This window comes from Oleiagrimonas sp. C23AA (assembly GCF_011759385.1).
In the GTDB taxonomy this organism is placed as follows: Bacteria; Pseudomonadota; Gammaproteobacteria; order Xanthomonadales; family Rhodanobacteraceae; genus Oleiagrimonas.
The window spans coordinates 1-14,447 of record NZ_JAARLY010000008.1; the positions used below are offsets into that span (position 1 = coordinate 1).

Sequence of the window (14,447 nt, forward strand, 5' to 3'; positions counted from 1 at the left end):
CGTCCGTTGCGGGTATTGCCCTTGGCGTTGCCGACGCTCTGGTGCTTGTCGTGCCCCAGGTGCTCGGTCATCTCCGTATCCAGGGCGCGCTCGACCAGGCGCTTGGTCAGCTCCTTGAGCAGGCCATTCTCGCCGATCAGGTCTTCAGGGTTCTGGTAGTTGGCCAGCAGCTGGCTAAGCAGCTCCTCGGGCACGTCGTGCTTGCGTGAGGTCATGGTGTCTCCGGGTCAGTCGGCAGTGTCCTGCCAGGGACCCGTTTACACAAAATCTAGGACACGCCCTTTCGGGTAACGTCACTCCAGAGAAGATCCTAGTTGCGGCCACCACCTATATCCGAGACCCCAAAGTTGCAGCATTCGTGCTGGAGCGGGCAAACGGGAATTGTGAGGCTTGCAAGGAACCCGCACCGTTTGTTCGGCGGAGCACAGGAGAGCCCTACCTAGAGGTCCACCACCGCGAGCGATTAGCCGATGGCGGACCGGACACCGTTGAAAACGCAGTCGCGCTTTGCCCCAACTGTCATAGACAGGCGCACTATGGAACACCTGCCTAACAAGTGCTTGAAGCCGACCAATAATCCGCTGCGCGGCTTTTCGTCGGCTTACCTTAGCGTTAGTAAGGCTGATTCCTGCAGACGGTCAACGCCATCGAGGGCAACAAGTATTCGCCCTCGCTGGAGGTGGCCTTCATGATCGCGCAGCTGTTTGGTGTGCCGATGGAGCGGGTGTTCCAGTACGGGGCGTCGCGCGATTGAATGCGCCTCAGTGGTTTTTCGGCGGCATGTACTGTGTGCCGATATCCAGCACGTGGGTGTACGGGCCGTCCCAGTCGCGATCGAAGATGCGCGTCAGCGTGTCGGCGGGGCCTGTGCCGTGCACGAACACGGAGGCATCCACGGTGTCGTTGAAGTAGCTCCAGCCCCAGTTGCCGGTGCCGATATAGGCAGCATCGTCATCGGCCACGGCGTACTTGGCGTGCTCCACGCGGGCATAGGGGATGAAGCCGCTGGCGGCCGGCGGCACGCGGCTGAACTTCACCGAGATGTTGGGCAGCACGGCCAGGCTTTTCAGGTAGGCCTGCATCGGCTCGCGCAGGGCCCAGTCGGCAATGATGATGCGCACTTTGACGCCGCGGGCAGCGGCATCGCGCACGGCGCTGTCCACCTCGCTCCACCAGCCCTTCGGGCCGTAATCGTGAATGGCGGTGAAGGTCATCACCTGGATCATCAGCGAGTGGCGGGCGTGGCGAATCATTTGCACCAGCGCCGGTTGTTCGGCGGTCAATCCGCGCGGTGTGAGCGCAGGCGGGCTGAACGCGGGAAAGGCGGTGAGCGTCTGGCCGTGGGTATCGGTCAGCGTGACCGGGTTGCCCATGCCGATGGGCGAGAACGCGAGCGCGTTGACGGCGCGGCGCTGCGCCTTGGGCAGGCTGCGGTCGGCGGCAACATTCCAATCGAAGGCAAACGCCGCATCAAACGTGCGCGCAAAGCGCGCATTGGTGATGCGCGCGCCGACCTCGTGGATTTCAGTGAGCGCGCGCCAGTCCCAGTTCTGGCTGCCGACGAACACCGAGGTGCCATCCACCACCATGTATTTGGCATGCAGCACGCCACCGGTAAGCGAGTGCATGGGCAGTTCGCGAATCTGCACGTTGGCCAGTGTTGCCAGCGGCGCCAGCGCGGCGTGGGTTTCCTTGGCGAAGGTGGTGCCCATCAGGATGCGTACCTTGACGCCAGCTTTGGCGCGTGCCGCCAGCGCCTGCACCACCCTGGCCAGCGGGCCGCTGGCGCCGGGCTTTTGCGAAAAGTAGAACGCGGCAATGTCGATGCGCTTTTGCGCATGGCCGATCATGTCCAGCCATACCGCCTGCGTGCGGGGCGCGCCGGGCTCGCCGTAGATGGTGCCGGTAGGCACGCTCTCGACAATCTGGAACGAGGGACGGGTATCGGCGGCATGGACCGACACTGCGGTGCACAGCAGAACGGCCAGCGAGCCCAGCCAGCGGGAGCGAAGAGTCATGGGTGAGCAGGTGAAAGTTACAATGTAACGTTTATAGCGCCTGAAGGTCACGCCCGCAATGGGCGGCAAGGGCCAGGCCGTTGGGGCGACGCTTGCGTCCGGATGCCAGAAAGCGTGCCGTGGTGTCGGCAAGCCCGGCCGCGGGTGGCCTGGCCCAAGTTCACGGGTGCCGCCGGAAAAGCACGACGGAAAGCGCGCAACGCCATTGTCCCTTCCAGCGGACGGCGCAAACCGGCGCAGGATTGAGTGGCAGGAGGTGTGTGCAGGCGGCAGGGAACACCAACGAATGCGCATTGCCTGCCTTGGGGCGGTTGACTTGTTGGGGGCACCGGTAAGCGCCGCGAAGTCCGGTGTGGCGATGGCACTCCGCAAGGGGGCTGGTGCCATCCGCCATGCCGTGTCGGTGGTATGGAGGCCCACCGTGCCAACGCGCGCCGTGCGATCATAGGGCCATGGATACCTTTGATGCGCTCTCTCTGCGCGAGGAACTGCTGAGCAGCCTCGCCACCCTTGGCTATGCCCGCATGACGCCGGTGCAGGCACAGAGCCTGCCTGCGGTGCTGGCAGGACGTGACGTGATCGCCCAGGCGCAGACGGGCAGCGGCAAAACGGCGGCGTTCGGACTGGGTGTGCTGCAGGCACTGGATGTATCGCTGGTGCGCATGCAGGCGCTGGTGCTGTGCCCCACGCGCGAGCTGGCCGATCAGGTCAGCAAGGTGTTGCGCAAGCTGGCTGCGGCCATTCCCAATGTGAAGGTGTTGACCTTGTGTGGCGGCATGCCGCTGGGTCCACAGCTGGCCTCGCTGAGCCACGATCCGCACATTGTGGTCGGCACGCCCGGTCGCGTGCAGGAGCATCTGAAGCGCGGCAGCCTGCATGCTGGCGCCGTGCGCACGCTGGTGCTGGACGAGGCCGACCGCATGCTGGACATGGGTTTTGCCGATGCCATCGACGACATCGTCAAGCGCATCGCCAAGCACCATCAGACGCTGCTGTTCTCGGCCACCTGGCCGGCGGCCATCCGTGAAGCCAGCACCCGCCTGCAGCACGATCCGGTGCAAGTGACCGTGCAGACCGACGAAGTGGCAGCCGCGCCGGCCATCGAGCAGCGCTTCATCGAGGTGGAGCCGACGCGCAAGGCCGACGCCCTGGCGCAGTTGCTGACCCGCCCGCGCGGTGGTGATGACAGCTTGCAGGCCCTGGTGTTCTGCAACATGCGCCGTGATGTGGACGCCGTGGCGCACGAGCTGGATCAGCGCGGGTTCTCGGCGCTGGCCTTGCATGGCGACATGGAGCAGCGCGACCGAGAGGAAGTGCTGGTGCGCTTTGCCAACCGCAGCTGCAACGTGCTGGTGGCCACCGACGTGGCCGCGCGCGGGCTGGATATTGCCGCCTTGCCGCTGGTGGTCAGCTACGACGTGGCGCACGATCCGGACACGCACACCCACCGCATTGGTCGCACCGGTCGCGCCGGCGAGACGGGCCTGGCCATCACCCTGTGCACGCCACGCGAGCGGCCCAAGGCCGCCAACATCGAGCAGATCTCGGGTGAGCCGCTTGCCTGGCATCCGCTGAAGCTGGCTGCGGCGGCTGGCAAGACCTTGCAACTGGCGCCGATGCGCACGCTGGTGATCGATGCCGGGCGTCGCGACAAGTTGCGTCCGGGCGATATCGTCGGCGCACTCACTGGCGAGGCCGGCATGGATGGCGCGGATCTGGGCAAGATCGACGTGTACGCCACACGTGCTTACGTGGCGATCGCCCGCGACCAGGCCAAGCAGGCGTTGTCACGCCTGCGCAGCGGCCGCATCAAGGGACGCAGTTTCCGCGTGCGCGCGCTCGACTAACGGCGCTTGCCAAATACCGCGAACATGCCGGCGTAGGGTTTGACCATGAAGCCCGGCGCGCCGAAGTAGCCCTGGCCATCCACATACATCTGCGAGATGGTGCCATCCAGGTACAGCGCGTTGTCGCAGCCCAGGCGCTTCAGGAACAGCTCGCCGAAGGTATGGAAGTTCACCGGTGCCTCGCTGATGGCGAACACCACCTGGTGTGGCGTGACCGCGCACACGCCCGAGCGCCATTTCAGGCTGTTGGAATCGGCCAGGAACTGCGCATTGAGCTGACCGCCGATCACCAGCATGGGCCCGGACTGCGTGGCCCAGCGCACACGCGGGCGCGCCGCATGGAAGGCGCGCGTGGTCATCACCGAGGCCTGACCGTTGGCGTCGATGGCGAATACGCCGTTGGGCTGCAACGAGAAATTGCCCGCGCGCGGGTCGCCATGCACGGTGTTGAGCGGCACAAGGGTTTTGCCGTTTTCCACGTACAGGCCCAGCGGCGCGCCTTTGTGATCGTAGATGCCGGCGTTGGCGGCAAACAGCAGGTGGCGCCCGTCCGATTCGCCCCAGGCCTTGAGCGCATCGATGCTGGAAAACGGCTGATCATTGCCCGGGTCGCGCCAGTAAAGGCCCAGGCGCTGAGTGCGAAGGTCGATGCGCACTACGTGATAATCCAGCCCGTTGTAGCGCACGGTGCGACTGTCCACACCGCTGGGTGGCTGCGAGCAGGCGGGCAGGGCGGCCGTGCCGAACGCCAGGGCCACGGCGGCCAGCCAGCGTACCGGCGCATTGCGGCCACGGGCCGGAAGGGATCGTTCGCGCATGCGCTTGATGGTCGCCGTAGCGGGTCGAGCTGGCAAGCGAAGACTGAACGGATGCATTCATTTATGGCGGCGACCCAGGCTACGGCGCCACGACGGCGCTGGCGTACACTGGGCGTTTTTCCCGCAAGGTGTGAAAGCCATGCCCTACACCCCCATTGTCGGCACCCTGGGCTACGTGCTCAGCGAGGACGGCAGCCAGGTGCTGATGATCCACCGCAATGCGCGCCCGGACGACCATCATCTGGGCAAGTACAACGGCCTTGGCGGCAAGCTGGAAGCCGACGAGGACATCGCCGCCTGCATGCGCCGCGAGATTGCCGAAGAAGCCGGTATCGAGGTGCACGACATGCACCTGCGCGGCACCATCAGTTGGCCCGGCTTTGGCAAGCACGGCGAGGACTGGCTGGGTTTCATCTTCATCATCACCCGCTATTCGGGCCAGGTGCAGACCGAGAACCGCGAGGGCACGCTGGAATGGGTGGCGCGCGAGCGGCTGATGGAACTGCCCATGTGGGAGGGCGACCGCCATTTTATCCCGCTGGTGTTCGACGACGACCCGCGGCCCTTCCACGGCGTGATGCCCTATCGTGGTGGGCGCATGCAGGCGTGGTCGTTCTCGCGGGTCTGATTCGTCGTGAGTGAAAACTGCATTGAGTCGTGATGGCGAGCCCGCGGAGCGTGCCTTGGGTGATCCTGAGGCAAGTGCCTGACCCCACCCCAACCCTCCCCTGCGAGCAGGGGAGGGAGTGGCGTCGGCCGGCACCTGGCAGTCGATAGCCGGGGGCAGATGGTCTGGGTTGACAAGGTGCCGGGCGGCACGGTGATTGGCCCCTCCCCTGCGAGCAGGGGAGGGAGTGGTATCGGCCGGCACCTGGCACTCGATAGCCGGAGGCAGATGGTCTGGGCTGACAAGGTGCCGGGCGACGCGGTGATTGGCTCCTCCCCCTGCTGGCAGGGGGAGGTTGGGTGGGGGTAGATGCTTGCTGGCGCCTTCGTTGAGGCGAGCTTGAATCGTCTGGCTTCGCCCGCTTGACCCAGCATCACGGAGCAGCCGGATCGCCGAGTGCGGGTTTTTTTGAGTAGGCAGCCGGCGTCAATGTCAGGTGGTGGCCAAGCGGTGGTCGGCGGCCTTGAGGCAAGGGCGTGACCCCACCCCGGCCCTCCCCTGCAAGCAGGGGAGGGAGTGGTATCGGTCGGCACCTGGCACTCGATAGCCGGGGGCAGATGGTCTGGGCTGACAAGGTGCCGGGCGGCGCGGTGATTGGCCCTCCCCCTGCTGGCAGGGGGAGGTTGGGTGGGGGTAGATGCTTGCTGACGCCTTCGTTGAGGCGAGCTTGAATCGTCTGGCTTCGCCCGCTCGACCCAGCATCACGGAGCATCCGGGTCGCCGGGTTGAGTAGGTGGCCGGCGTCAATGTCAGGTGGTGGCCAAGCGGCGGGCGGCGGCCTTGAGGCAAGGGCGTGACCCCACCCCGGCCCTCCCCTGCGAGCAGGGGAGGGAGTGGCGTCGGCCGGCACCCGTCACCCGGCGCCTGGCAGTCGGCAGTCGATAGCCGGGGCCGATGGTCTGGGCTGACAAGGTGCCGGGCGGCGCGGTGATTGGCCCCTCCCCTGCGAGCAGGGGAGGGAGTGGCATCGGCCGGCACCTGGCACCTGGCAGTCGGCCCTCGATAGCCGGGGGCAGATGGCCTGGGCTGACAAGGTGCCGGGTGGCGCGGTGATTGGCTCCTCCCCCTGCTGGCAGGGGGAGGTTGGGTGGGGGTAGGTGCGTGCTGGGGCCTTCGTTGAGGCGAGCTTGAGTCGGCCAGCCTCGTCCGTTCGCGGGGTCGCCACAGGACGTGGTGATTTCAGTGGGCGGCGGGCATCAACGTCAGGTGGTGGCGAATCGGGCCTGGCAGCAGCGGTGTGGGCCGGCCCTTTACCCAGGCTTGGTGACCGGCGCCATAGAACGGTGAAAGTGGGTTGTCGCTTTGACCGCCGGGCATGTGCAGGTAACTGGCCGCCTCGTGGCCGGGCATGATGCCGAAGCGTTCCGATGCCCCGAAGGCCGGCGCCTGCACGCGCGGCATGTCGCGGTCGCCGGGCAGCTGATCGGGTGGCATGTCGAGCCAGCGCCCCAGCCAGCCTGGCAGGGCGCGCGCCAGTGGGTAGTCGATGGTGGCGGTATTGCGCTTGCCCCAGGTCTGCGCGCGCAAGCCACCGGGCAGCGATGAAAGGTGCCGCATCACCTTCCGGCCGCAACCGGCGAGCAATGCGTCCCAACTGGCGTAGCGGGTATCGAGCAGGTTCATCGGCCGCTCGCTGACCATGCGCCAAAGCGCGGTTTCGCTGCGGCGGGGCCAGTGGAAATCGGAGAACCGCTTGCGTACGCGGGCGGTGAATGGCGCGAATGTGGCATCGGCCACGCAGCCACGAAAATCGCGGACCACGCGATAACCCACGCTGTCCACGGCCGCACGTGCCTGCCAGTGGGCCACGGGTTCGGCCAGTGGCCGCAGGGTGTCGTGACGGGCGACCAGGCGTGCCAGCAAATCGTGCCAGCGGCCGAGAAACACCGCCCGATCATCCAGCTGGATCGCCAACAGGTCGGTGGGCGAAAAGTGCTGGCGGGCACGAAGGTCATCGCGGATTTGCCGCGCCCGTGCGCCGCGTGCGTAGCCGCCGTCACCCAGCAGGTTGAGCCAGGCGCCGGACGTGGTGCGGTTGTTGGCCGTCCATAGCCGCGCACCGGGGGGATCGATGATGTGCGGGTACTGGTCGGGGCGAGCAAAACCGGTCCAACCCGTACCGACGGTGTCGAAATCGGCCGGTAGCGCCGGATCGAAACCATGGCGCAGCGGTAGCGCGTTGCCGGTGATGGTCCAGCCGATATGGCCCTTGGCGTCGGCGACCAGCAGGTTCTGCGGCGGAATGCCGATGTGCGGACCGATGGCTAGCGCCTGCGCCGTGCTGGTGGCCGTTTCCAGCGCCAGCAGATCCAGATTGTGCGAGCGCGGGTGTTGCGCCACCCAATCGACGGCCAGCGGCGTGCCATCGACATCGCGCGCCATGATTGGACCCCAACGCGTGTCACGCACGGTGAGCGTGCGGTCGGCGCTGCCTTTCACGTGGATCACTTCATGGTGGATGGAAAGCGGTGCCCAGCCGCCTGGCACGCGGTAGCGGGTGACATCGTGCGGGTCCAGGTGGATGCGCACATCATCCATCCAGTCGCCATAGCTGTTGGTGAAGCCCCAGGCGATATGTCCGTTGCTGCCGGCGACCAGCATCGGTGCACCGGGCAGGGTGACGCCGTTGAGCTGCACGGCACGGCCTTGCGCGTCGTGATAGTTGATCTGCGCTCGAAACCAGATGTTGGGCACGCGCAGCCCCAGATGCATGTCGTTGGCGAGCATGCCGCCGGCGCCGGTCAGCGCGCCGCCGACGGCAAAGTTGTTGCTGCCGGGAAAAGCCCGCGAAGGCGAGGCCTGCATGGGGTCTGAGGTGGCCGGTGCCTGGCGCAGATCGATGACATCCGGCCCCGGCATGGGCGCCATTTTCACGGCCGCGCCTTCACCCACCAGCGGCGCCGCCCAGCGATCATCGCGTGTGGTCAGAAAGCGCAACAGCGGGGCGGGCAGTGCGGCGGTCGCACGGGCGTTGTCCAGCTCGCGCTGGTTGTCGCCGCCGGCATTGAGGTCGAAGAACATGGCGTCGAGCACCAGCAGCGTATCTTCCTGGCGCCACGGCTTGGGTCGAGTTCGCAGCAACAGGTAAGGCCAAGGGCGCACGCTGAGGGCGGCCAGGCCGGCGTTGACGCCACGGGTATACGCGGCAAGCACGGCTTGCTGTGCCGGTGGCAGCGTGCGCATGCGAGCGTGTTCGCGTGCGCGGAAGCGATGGCGACGATGGTCCATGTCCAGCTTCAGCGCGGCCGGTCCCACCAGCGCGGCCAGCTCGCCGGCACCCACGCGGCGCATCAGGTCCATCTCGAAGTAGCGTTCCTGCGCGTGTTCAAAGCCCAGCGCGTAGGCGGCGTCGGTGCGGTTATTGGCGTGGATCACCGCCACGCCGAGCGCGTCGCGGTCCAGCGTGACCGGTGCCGTCAATCCGACGACATGACGCCGGCCGTCGAGCACGGGCTTGCTGCCGGCCAGCAGCAGGTAGCCGGCGGCCAGTGCCAGCACGGCAAGTGCCAGCGCGATGCCGGCGAGGGCAAGCGCCATCCTTGGCGCGCGTGTCATGGCACGATGCCGGTCCACTCCGGCGTGGCGAAGCGCTCCTCGACCAGTTGCTCGGCCTGGGCTTTTTCCTGCGCGCTCAAGGCGTGGTCACGCAGGCCATGGCGCTGGCGGAAGGTGGCGATCATGCGGTCGATCACCGCCTCGCGGGCCAGGCCGGTCTGGCTGCGCAAAGGGTCCACGCGCTTGTCGGCGCTGGTGGTGCCCTTGTCCGACAGCTTTTCCCGACCCACCCGCAGCACGTTGAGCATCTTGGCCGCGTCGATGTCGTAGGCCATGGTCACGTGATGCAGCACAGCGCCGCCGCGGCGGGTCTGCGCCGCGCCACCGATCTTGCCGATCTCCGAGGCGATGTCGTTGAGGGGCTGATACCAGGCCTTGATGCCCAGCGCGCCCAGCGCCTCGATGACCCAGGCATCCAGGTGCGCGTACGACTCGGCGAACGACATGCCCTCGACCATCTTCTCCGGCGCGTACAGCGAATAGGTGATGGTGTTGCCCGGTTCAATGAACATGGCGCCGCCGCCGCTGATGCGCCGCACCACATCGATGCCGTGCTGGCGGGCGGCGTCGGCGTCCACTTCGTTGCGCAGGGACTGGAAGCGGCCGATCACCACGGCCGGGCCCGCCCATTCCCACACGCGCAGTGTGGGGGGGCGCTCGCCTTGCGCCACCGCATCGGTCAGCACCTGGTCCAGCGCCATGTGCAAGGCCGGCATCTGCGGTGCCTCATGCACCAGCTGCCAGTCCAGATCGTTCCAGCGCGGCCGGCTCATGACAGTGCCCTGCGCACGGCCACGGCCACGGCGTTGGCGTCAAAACCGAAGGTGGCCACCGGTGGTTCCAGCACCTTTTGCACGCGGCGCGCCAGCGCCGCCTCGTCGGCCGATACCGGCTGGCCTTCCAGCGCCGCGTTGATGGCGCCCAGGGTTTCAGCCGGTTCCAGAAAGAAGTCGCCCGAGACCTGTACCTGGCTCAGGCGACCTTCGTGGACGCTCAGGTCCACCACCACCAGCTTGCCACCGGGGACTTTGTATTCGCCATGCATGTCGTGCTCCTGCATGCGGTTCGGGCACGTATGCGCGCCCCCGAACCATCCAATGGGTGCACAGCTTGCAGCAGGATGGGTACCAATGGAACCGCCCATGGGCGCCGGGCGTGACCGGGCGCACATGTCTTCTGGCCCGGCTCAGCCGGTGGTTTCCAGGCGATCGACGCGACGGAAACCGCGCGGCAGCACGCCACCACGGCTGGCGCGGTTGCCACCGTACTCGACCAGGTCGGCCCATTTCAGGATCAGCTTGCGCTGACCGGCGAACAGGGTGACTTCGCCGCTGCCTTCGCTGACCACGGTGATGCCGGCCACGCGCTCGTCACCCGAGCTCAGGCGTGCCTTGGGAATGTCGATCAGCTTGTTGCCCTTGCCCTTGTCCAGTTCAGGCAATTCGGCCACCGAGAACATCAGCAGGTGGCCATCGTTGGTGGCGACCACGATGCGATCGCGCGCCGGGTCGCCGACATAGGCTGGCGGCAGCACGCGCGCGCCGCTGGGAAGGCTGATCGACTGCTTGCCGGCCTTGTTGCGCCCGCCCAGGGCGCCGACCTGGGTGACAAAGCCGTAGCCAAAGTCCGAGGCCAGCACCAACCGGGTGTCGTTGTCGCCGGTGGCGATGACCTGGAACTCGGCTCCGGCCGGCGGACTGAAGCGTCCGGTCAGTGGCTCGCCATTGCCGCGTGCCGAGGGCAGTGTGTGCGCCGGCGTGGAGTAACTGCGGCCGGTGGAATCGATGAATATCGCCGGCAGGTTGGTGCGCCCGCGAGCGAACGCCAGGCACTGGTCGCCTTCGCGATAGCTCAGCCCCTCGGCGTCGACATCGTGGCCCTTGGCCGCGCGCGCCCAGCCCTTGGCCGAGAGCACGATGGTTACCGGCTCGGAGGTCACCAGCGCGCTTTCATCCAGCGCCTGGGCCGCTTCGCGTTCGACCAGTGGCGCTTGCCGCGCATCGCCGAATTTCTCGGCATCGGCGGTCAGTTCCTGCTTGATCAGGCCACGCAGTTTGGCCGGGGATTTCAGCAGCACGTTGATGCGCGCGCGCTCTTCCTCCAGCTTGTCCGTCTCGGCATTGATCTTCATTTCCTCGAGACGGGCCAGCTGGCGCAGGCGCGTTTCCAGGATGTAATCGGCCTGCACGTCCGACAGCCGGAAGCGGTCCATCAGCACCGTCTTGGGCTCGTCTTCGGTGCGCACGATGCGAATCACCTCATCCAGATTCAGGAAGGCGATGCGCAGGCCATCGAGCAGGTGCAGGCGCTTTTCGACCTTCTCTAGGCGGTGCTGCAGGCGGCGCGTGACCGCATCGGTACGGAAGCGCAGCCATTCGGTCAGGATCTGGCGCAGGTTCTTCACCTGCGGACGGCCGTTCAGGCCAATCATGTTCAGATTGACCCGGTAGCTCTTTTCCAGGTCCGTGGTGGCGAACAAGTGGCGCATCATCGCCTCGGTGTCGATGCGACTGGAACGCGGCACCAGCACCAGGCGGATCAGGTTTTCGTGGTCGGACTCGTCGCGCAGGTCCTCCAGCATCGGCAGCTTCTTGGCGCGCATCTGCGCGGCGATCTGCTCGAGCACCTTGGACGGGCTGACCTGATAGGGAAGCGCAGTGACCACCACGTTGCCATCCTCGACGTGGAAGATGGCGCGTGTACGCACGGACCCGGAGCCGGTTTCATACAGCGCCGTCAGCTCCTTGCGCGGGGTGATGATCTCGGCCTTGGTCGGGTAGTCGGGCGCACGGATATGCGTCATCAACTCGGCGATGCCGGCTTCCGGCTCGTCCAGCAGATGGATGCAGGCCGCGGCCACTTCGCGCAGATTGTGCGGCGGGATGTCGGTGGCCATGCCCACCGCGATACCCATGGAGCCGTTGAGCAGCACATGCGGCAGCCGCGCCGGCAGGTAGGCCGGCTCTTCCAGCGTGCCATCGAAGTTGGCGTTCCATTCCACCGTGCCCTGGCCCAGTTCGCCCAGCAGCACTTCGGCGATGGGGTTGAGCTTGGACTCGGTGTAACGCATCGCGGCGAAGCTTTTGGGGTCATCCGGCGAGCCGAAGTTGCCCTGGCCGTCGACCAGCGGATAGCGGTACGAGAACGGCTGCGCCATCAGCACCATGGCTTCGTAGCAGGCGCTGTCGCCGTGCGGATGGAATTTGCCGATGACATCGCCGATGGTGCGCGCGGATTTTTTCGGCTTGGCGCTGGAGGCCAGGCCCAGCTCGCTCATGGCGTAGACGATGCGCCGCTGCACGGGCTTGAGGCCATCGCCGATAAACGGCAGCGCGCGCTCGAGCACCACGTACATGGAGTAATCCAGATACGCGCGCTCGGCGTATTCCTTCAGCGGAATCTGTTCGTAATTGGCTTGCAGGTTCATAATTTTTTGCATCGTGAGGCGCGCACGCTTGCGCGCAGGCAATCAGAGCGATGGTGCCAGAAAGCAGGCACAGCGTGATACCGCGGCGCTGTCGCGCCGCCTGCGACGGTGCGTGCGAGCCTGGCGCGGGTCAGTGCTTTGCGGCCGGCTATTGCACGCGTTCGGCATGCAGTCCCAGCGCTGCGAGCTGATGCTGCACGCTGTCCGGGCCGGCCAGGTGGGCCGCGCCGACGGCGACGAAGCGGGTACCGGGCTTGGCCAGCAAGGCCTTGAGCTGCGGCGCCCAGCGTTTGTTGCGATCGACCAGCAGGTGCTGATAGACCACCGGGCTGGCCTTGCGCATGTCGGCATCGGCAAAGCGCGCGATGGCATTGACGTCACCGCGCTGCCAGGCGTCGGTGAGCTTGCGCAGCTTGGCGGCGCCGTCGTCGATATCATCCAGTGCCGATTTCAGGAACGCGATCTGCGTTTTCGGCGCCATGTCGGCGAGCATGCGGATTTGCTGCTCGGCGGTTTCCAGACCGTGCACCGGTTTGCCGGCCGCGCTCATCTGGCGCTTGATCACCTTGTCGGCGCCGGCCTTGGGGTCAAGGCCAGCCTTGACCAGCGGCACCACGGTCAGTGTCACCGCCGCCAGCCACGGCTGCATGATGTTGAGCGCAGCCATGCCGCCGGGCATGCCGGCGCTCTTGGCCGCGGCGGCCAGGCGCTTGCGGTCGGCCGGGTCCAGCTTGTCCGAGAGCGGATGCTGCATGTCCACGCCGTACTTCATCACCAGCGCCTGCATGTTGGCGGGGTTGTCGTCGGTGATCTCGATATATAGCGCCTGGCTGGCGGCCATGGCTTTTTTCAGCGCCGGGTATTCCCACTTGGCGCTGTCGGACATCAGATGCACAGTGCCGAACAGGTACAGCGTGCTGCTGCCCTGGCTGACCTTCCACAGTGCCGGTTTGGCCAAGGCTGTGCCGCTGGCCATCCACAGCATGGGAAACAGAAGGCAGGCGAGCAGCCACCGACGGGGCAGGGGCGAGTATCGGCGCATGGGACCGGATCCGTGTCTTTGTTTGCCCGACAGCATACCGCTAGAAGGGGCTGCACATATCGCCCACACACTGGCGCTTCGGCGGCGGGCGACGCATAGTGAGTGCGTTGATATCCAAGGAGCCGATCCGTGAAACATCTGGCAACGCTTGCCTTCCTGCTGCTGGCAGCCGGTTTTTACCTGGCCGGCCTGATCCAGGGCGCGTGGGTATTTTTCGCCTTGGGCATGGGTGCCGAGACACTCTTCTGGGGGCGGCTATTGCGCCGCAAACCGCAGGCTTCGGGGCGCACGTCATGAGTGCAGGCAAGGTATCGCTGGCCGAGAAGTTCGCGCTGTTCCAGGAAACCTGGACGCCGAAGATCGTGGCCCAGTGCAACGGCCAGCTGGTGAAACTGGCCAAAGGCGAGGGCCGGCTTGTGTGGCATGCCCATGAGCACGAGGACGAGTTGTTCCTGGTGATCAAGGGCGAGCTGACCCTGCACCTTCGGCTTCCCGATGGCGAGCCATCGGTAGTGTTGGGGCCGGGCGACATGTACGTGGTGCCGAAGGGCATCGAGCACTGCCCGCAGGCCACGCCCGACACGCACATTGTGCTGATCGAGCCGGCCAGCACCGCGCACACGGGTCAGCATCAGGTGGCGCAAACGGTGGCGCAGGAAGATCAGGCCTGGCTTTGATGTCCGGTCGACACGGAGGTTGTTGTGATGGTCAACGAATGGTTCTGGCCGGTAGTGGTCGTGCTGGTGGGTACGGCCTGGCGCGGCGTGTTAAGCGAAAAGCACCACGCTTTCATGTGGCGCCAGCTACAGCAGCTGGCCAAGGCGCAGGGTGTGAAGCTGGAAGCCGAGGCGTTGGCGACGGTGCGTCCCCATCTTGAGCGCAACCAGAAAATGCCGGCGGTACGTATGTTCCGCAGGCTCACCGGAGCCGATCCCTTCACCGCGCGGCAGATGGTGGAGCAGGAGATGGCCGAGGTGGCGCTGGCACTCGCCACTGGAGGCCCCGCTGCCGGTTCCTCGCCCTGACTGGCTCGTTGCCTGCTTTGGCGTGGCAAGGCGCGGGTGCGCCAAAAG

Annotated in this window: 13 protein-coding genes and 1 pseudogene; 6 read left to right on the forward strand and 8 right to left on the reverse strand. The window is 66.2% G+C overall.

All coding sequences use genetic code 11. The features are described 5' to 3' along the window. On the reverse strand, positions 1-215 hold a 215-nt coding region (locus HBF24_RS13320), incomplete at its 3' end, for a transposase (protein WP_206064338.1). 321 nt (positions 216-536) lie between these two features. Here HBF24_RS13320 and HBF24_RS17365 point away from each other — a divergent pair. After that, a pseudogene (locus tag HBF24_RS17365) lies at positions 537-754 on the forward strand (transcriptional regulator). 7 nt (positions 755-761) lie between these two features. On the opposite strand, the gene HBF24_RS13335 reads toward HBF24_RS17365, so the two are convergent. Further along, positions 762-2,018 carry a phospholipase D-like domain-containing protein gene (locus tag HBF24_RS13335; RefSeq protein WP_167173726.1) on the reverse strand — a complete coding sequence of 419 codons (1,257 nt, stop codon included), beginning with the start codon at positions 2,016-2,018 and terminating at the stop codon, positions 762-764. 452 nt (positions 2,019-2,470) lie between these two features. Here HBF24_RS13335 and dbpA point away from each other — a divergent pair, with 452 nt between their 5' ends. Beyond that, positions 2,471-3,865 carry an ATP-dependent RNA helicase DbpA gene (gene dbpA, locus HBF24_RS13340; protein ID WP_167173727.1) on the forward strand — a complete coding sequence of 465 codons (1,395 nt, stop codon included), beginning with the start codon at positions 2,471-2,473 and terminating at the stop codon, positions 3,863-3,865. Here dbpA and HBF24_RS13345 read toward each other — a convergent pair. Beyond that, positions 3,862-4,683, reverse strand: a complete 822-nt coding sequence (locus HBF24_RS13345; RefSeq protein WP_167173729.1) for a phosphodiester glycosidase family protein — start codon at positions 4,681-4,683, stop codon at positions 3,862-3,864. The two genes, dbpA and HBF24_RS13345, sit on opposite strands and share 4 nt — an antisense overlap. A gap of 139 nt (positions 4,684-4,822) precedes the next feature. Here HBF24_RS13345 and HBF24_RS13350 point away from each other — a divergent pair, with 139 nt between their 5' ends. Beyond that, positions 4,823-5,311: an 8-oxo-dGTP diphosphatase gene (locus HBF24_RS13350; RefSeq protein ID WP_167173731.1), complete on the forward strand. Its 489-nt coding sequence runs from the start codon at positions 4,823-4,825 to the stop codon at positions 5,309-5,311. 1,218 nt (positions 5,312-6,529) lie between these two features. On the opposite strand, the gene HBF24_RS13355 is transcribed toward HBF24_RS13350, so the two are convergent. The 5 genes from HBF24_RS13355 to HBF24_RS13375 form a co-directional block, all read right to left on the reverse strand. Continuing rightward, complete coding sequence (locus HBF24_RS13355) at positions 6,530-8,887, reverse strand: penicillin acylase family protein (RefSeq protein WP_240922575.1); 2,358 nt, start codon at positions 8,885-8,887, stop codon at positions 6,530-6,532. 14 nt (positions 8,888-8,901) lie between these two features. Continuing rightward, on the reverse strand, positions 8,902-9,678 hold the full coding sequence (locus HBF24_RS13360; protein WP_167173735.1) for a biotin/lipoate A/B protein ligase family protein: 777 nt from the start codon (positions 9,676-9,678) through the stop codon (positions 8,902-8,904). Continuing rightward, positions 9,675-9,950, reverse strand: a complete 276-nt coding sequence (locus tag HBF24_RS13365; RefSeq protein WP_167173738.1) for a biotin--protein ligase — start codon at positions 9,948-9,950, stop codon at positions 9,675-9,677. Before HBF24_RS13365 ends, HBF24_RS13360 begins: the two co-directional genes overlap by 4 nt. A 141-nt stretch (positions 9,951-10,091) precedes the next feature. Next, positions 10,092-12,332, reverse strand: coding sequence for a DNA topoisomerase IV subunit A (parC, locus tag HBF24_RS13370; RefSeq protein WP_167173739.1), 2,241 nt, complete (start codon positions 12,330-12,332; stop codon positions 10,092-10,094). A 148-nt stretch (positions 12,333-12,480) separates the two neighbouring features. Beyond that, complete coding sequence (locus HBF24_RS13375) at positions 12,481-13,374, reverse strand: TraB/GumN family protein (protein ID WP_240922576.1); 894 nt, start codon at positions 13,372-13,374, stop codon at positions 12,481-12,483. A 129-nt stretch (positions 13,375-13,503) separates the two neighbouring features. On the opposite strand from HBF24_RS13375, the gene HBF24_RS13380 reads away from it, so the two are divergent. The 3 genes from HBF24_RS13380 to HBF24_RS13390 are packed head-to-tail and all read left to right on the forward strand — an operon-like array spanning position 13,504 to position 14,399. Next, positions 13,504-13,671, forward strand: a complete 168-nt coding sequence (locus HBF24_RS13380; RefSeq protein ID WP_167173741.1) for a hypothetical protein — start codon at positions 13,504-13,506, stop codon at positions 13,669-13,671. Beyond that, a complete protein-coding gene (locus tag HBF24_RS13385) occupies positions 13,668-14,051 on the forward strand; it encodes a cupin domain-containing protein (RefSeq protein WP_167173743.1) in 384 nt (127 codons plus the stop codon). The genes HBF24_RS13380 and HBF24_RS13385 overlap by 4 nt, the downstream gene beginning before the upstream one ends. A gap of 27 nt (positions 14,052-14,078) precedes the next feature. Continuing rightward, the gene (locus HBF24_RS13390; RefSeq protein ID WP_167173745.1) at positions 14,079-14,399 is read left to right on the forward strand and encodes a hypothetical protein; all 321 of its coding nucleotides are present in this window, start codon (positions 14,079-14,081) and stop codon (positions 14,397-14,399) included. Positions 14,400-14,447: the final 48 nt, after the last annotated feature.

Excerpts from the sequence above, each read along its gene's own strand:
- parC (WP_167173739.1), bottom strand. The coding sequence starts at position 12,332 with ATGAACCTGCAAGCCAATTACGAACAGATTCCGCTGAAGGAATACGCC.
- HBF24_RS13385 (WP_167173743.1), top strand. The coding sequence starts at position 13,668 with ATGAGTGCAGGCAAGGTATCGCTGGCCGAGAAGTTCGCGCTGTTCCAG.
- HBF24_RS13350 (WP_167173731.1), top strand. The coding sequence starts at position 4,823 with ATGCCCTACACCCCCATTGTCGGCACCCTGGGCTACGTGCTCAGCGAG.
- HBF24_RS13360 (WP_167173735.1), bottom strand. The coding sequence starts at position 9,678 with ATGAGCCGGCCGCGCTGGAACGATCTGGACTGGCAGCTGGTGCATGAG.
- dbpA (WP_167173727.1), top strand. The coding sequence starts at position 2,471 with ATGGATACCTTTGATGCGCTCTCTCTGCGCGAGGAACTGCTGAGCAGC.
- HBF24_RS13355 (WP_240922575.1), bottom strand. The coding sequence starts at position 8,887 with ATGGCGCTTGCCCTCGCCGGCATCGCGCTGGCACTTGCCGTGCTGGCA.
- HBF24_RS13365 (WP_167173738.1), bottom strand. The coding sequence starts at position 9,950 with ATGCATGGCGAATACAAAGTCCCCGGTGGCAAGCTGGTGGTGGTGGAC.
- HBF24_RS13390 (WP_167173745.1), top strand. The coding sequence starts at position 14,079 with ATGGTCAACGAATGGTTCTGGCCGGTAGTGGTCGTGCTGGTGGGTACG.
- HBF24_RS13345 (WP_167173729.1), bottom strand. The coding sequence starts at position 4,683 with ATGCGCGAACGATCCCTTCCGGCCCGTGGCCGCAATGCGCCGGTACGC.
- HBF24_RS13375 (WP_240922576.1), bottom strand. The coding sequence starts at position 13,374 with ATGCGCCGATACTCGCCCCTGCCCCGTCGGTGGCTGCTCGCCTGCCTT.
- HBF24_RS13335 (WP_167173726.1), bottom strand. The coding sequence starts at position 2,018 with ATGACTCTTCGCTCCCGCTGGCTGGGCTCGCTGGCCGTTCTGCTGTGC.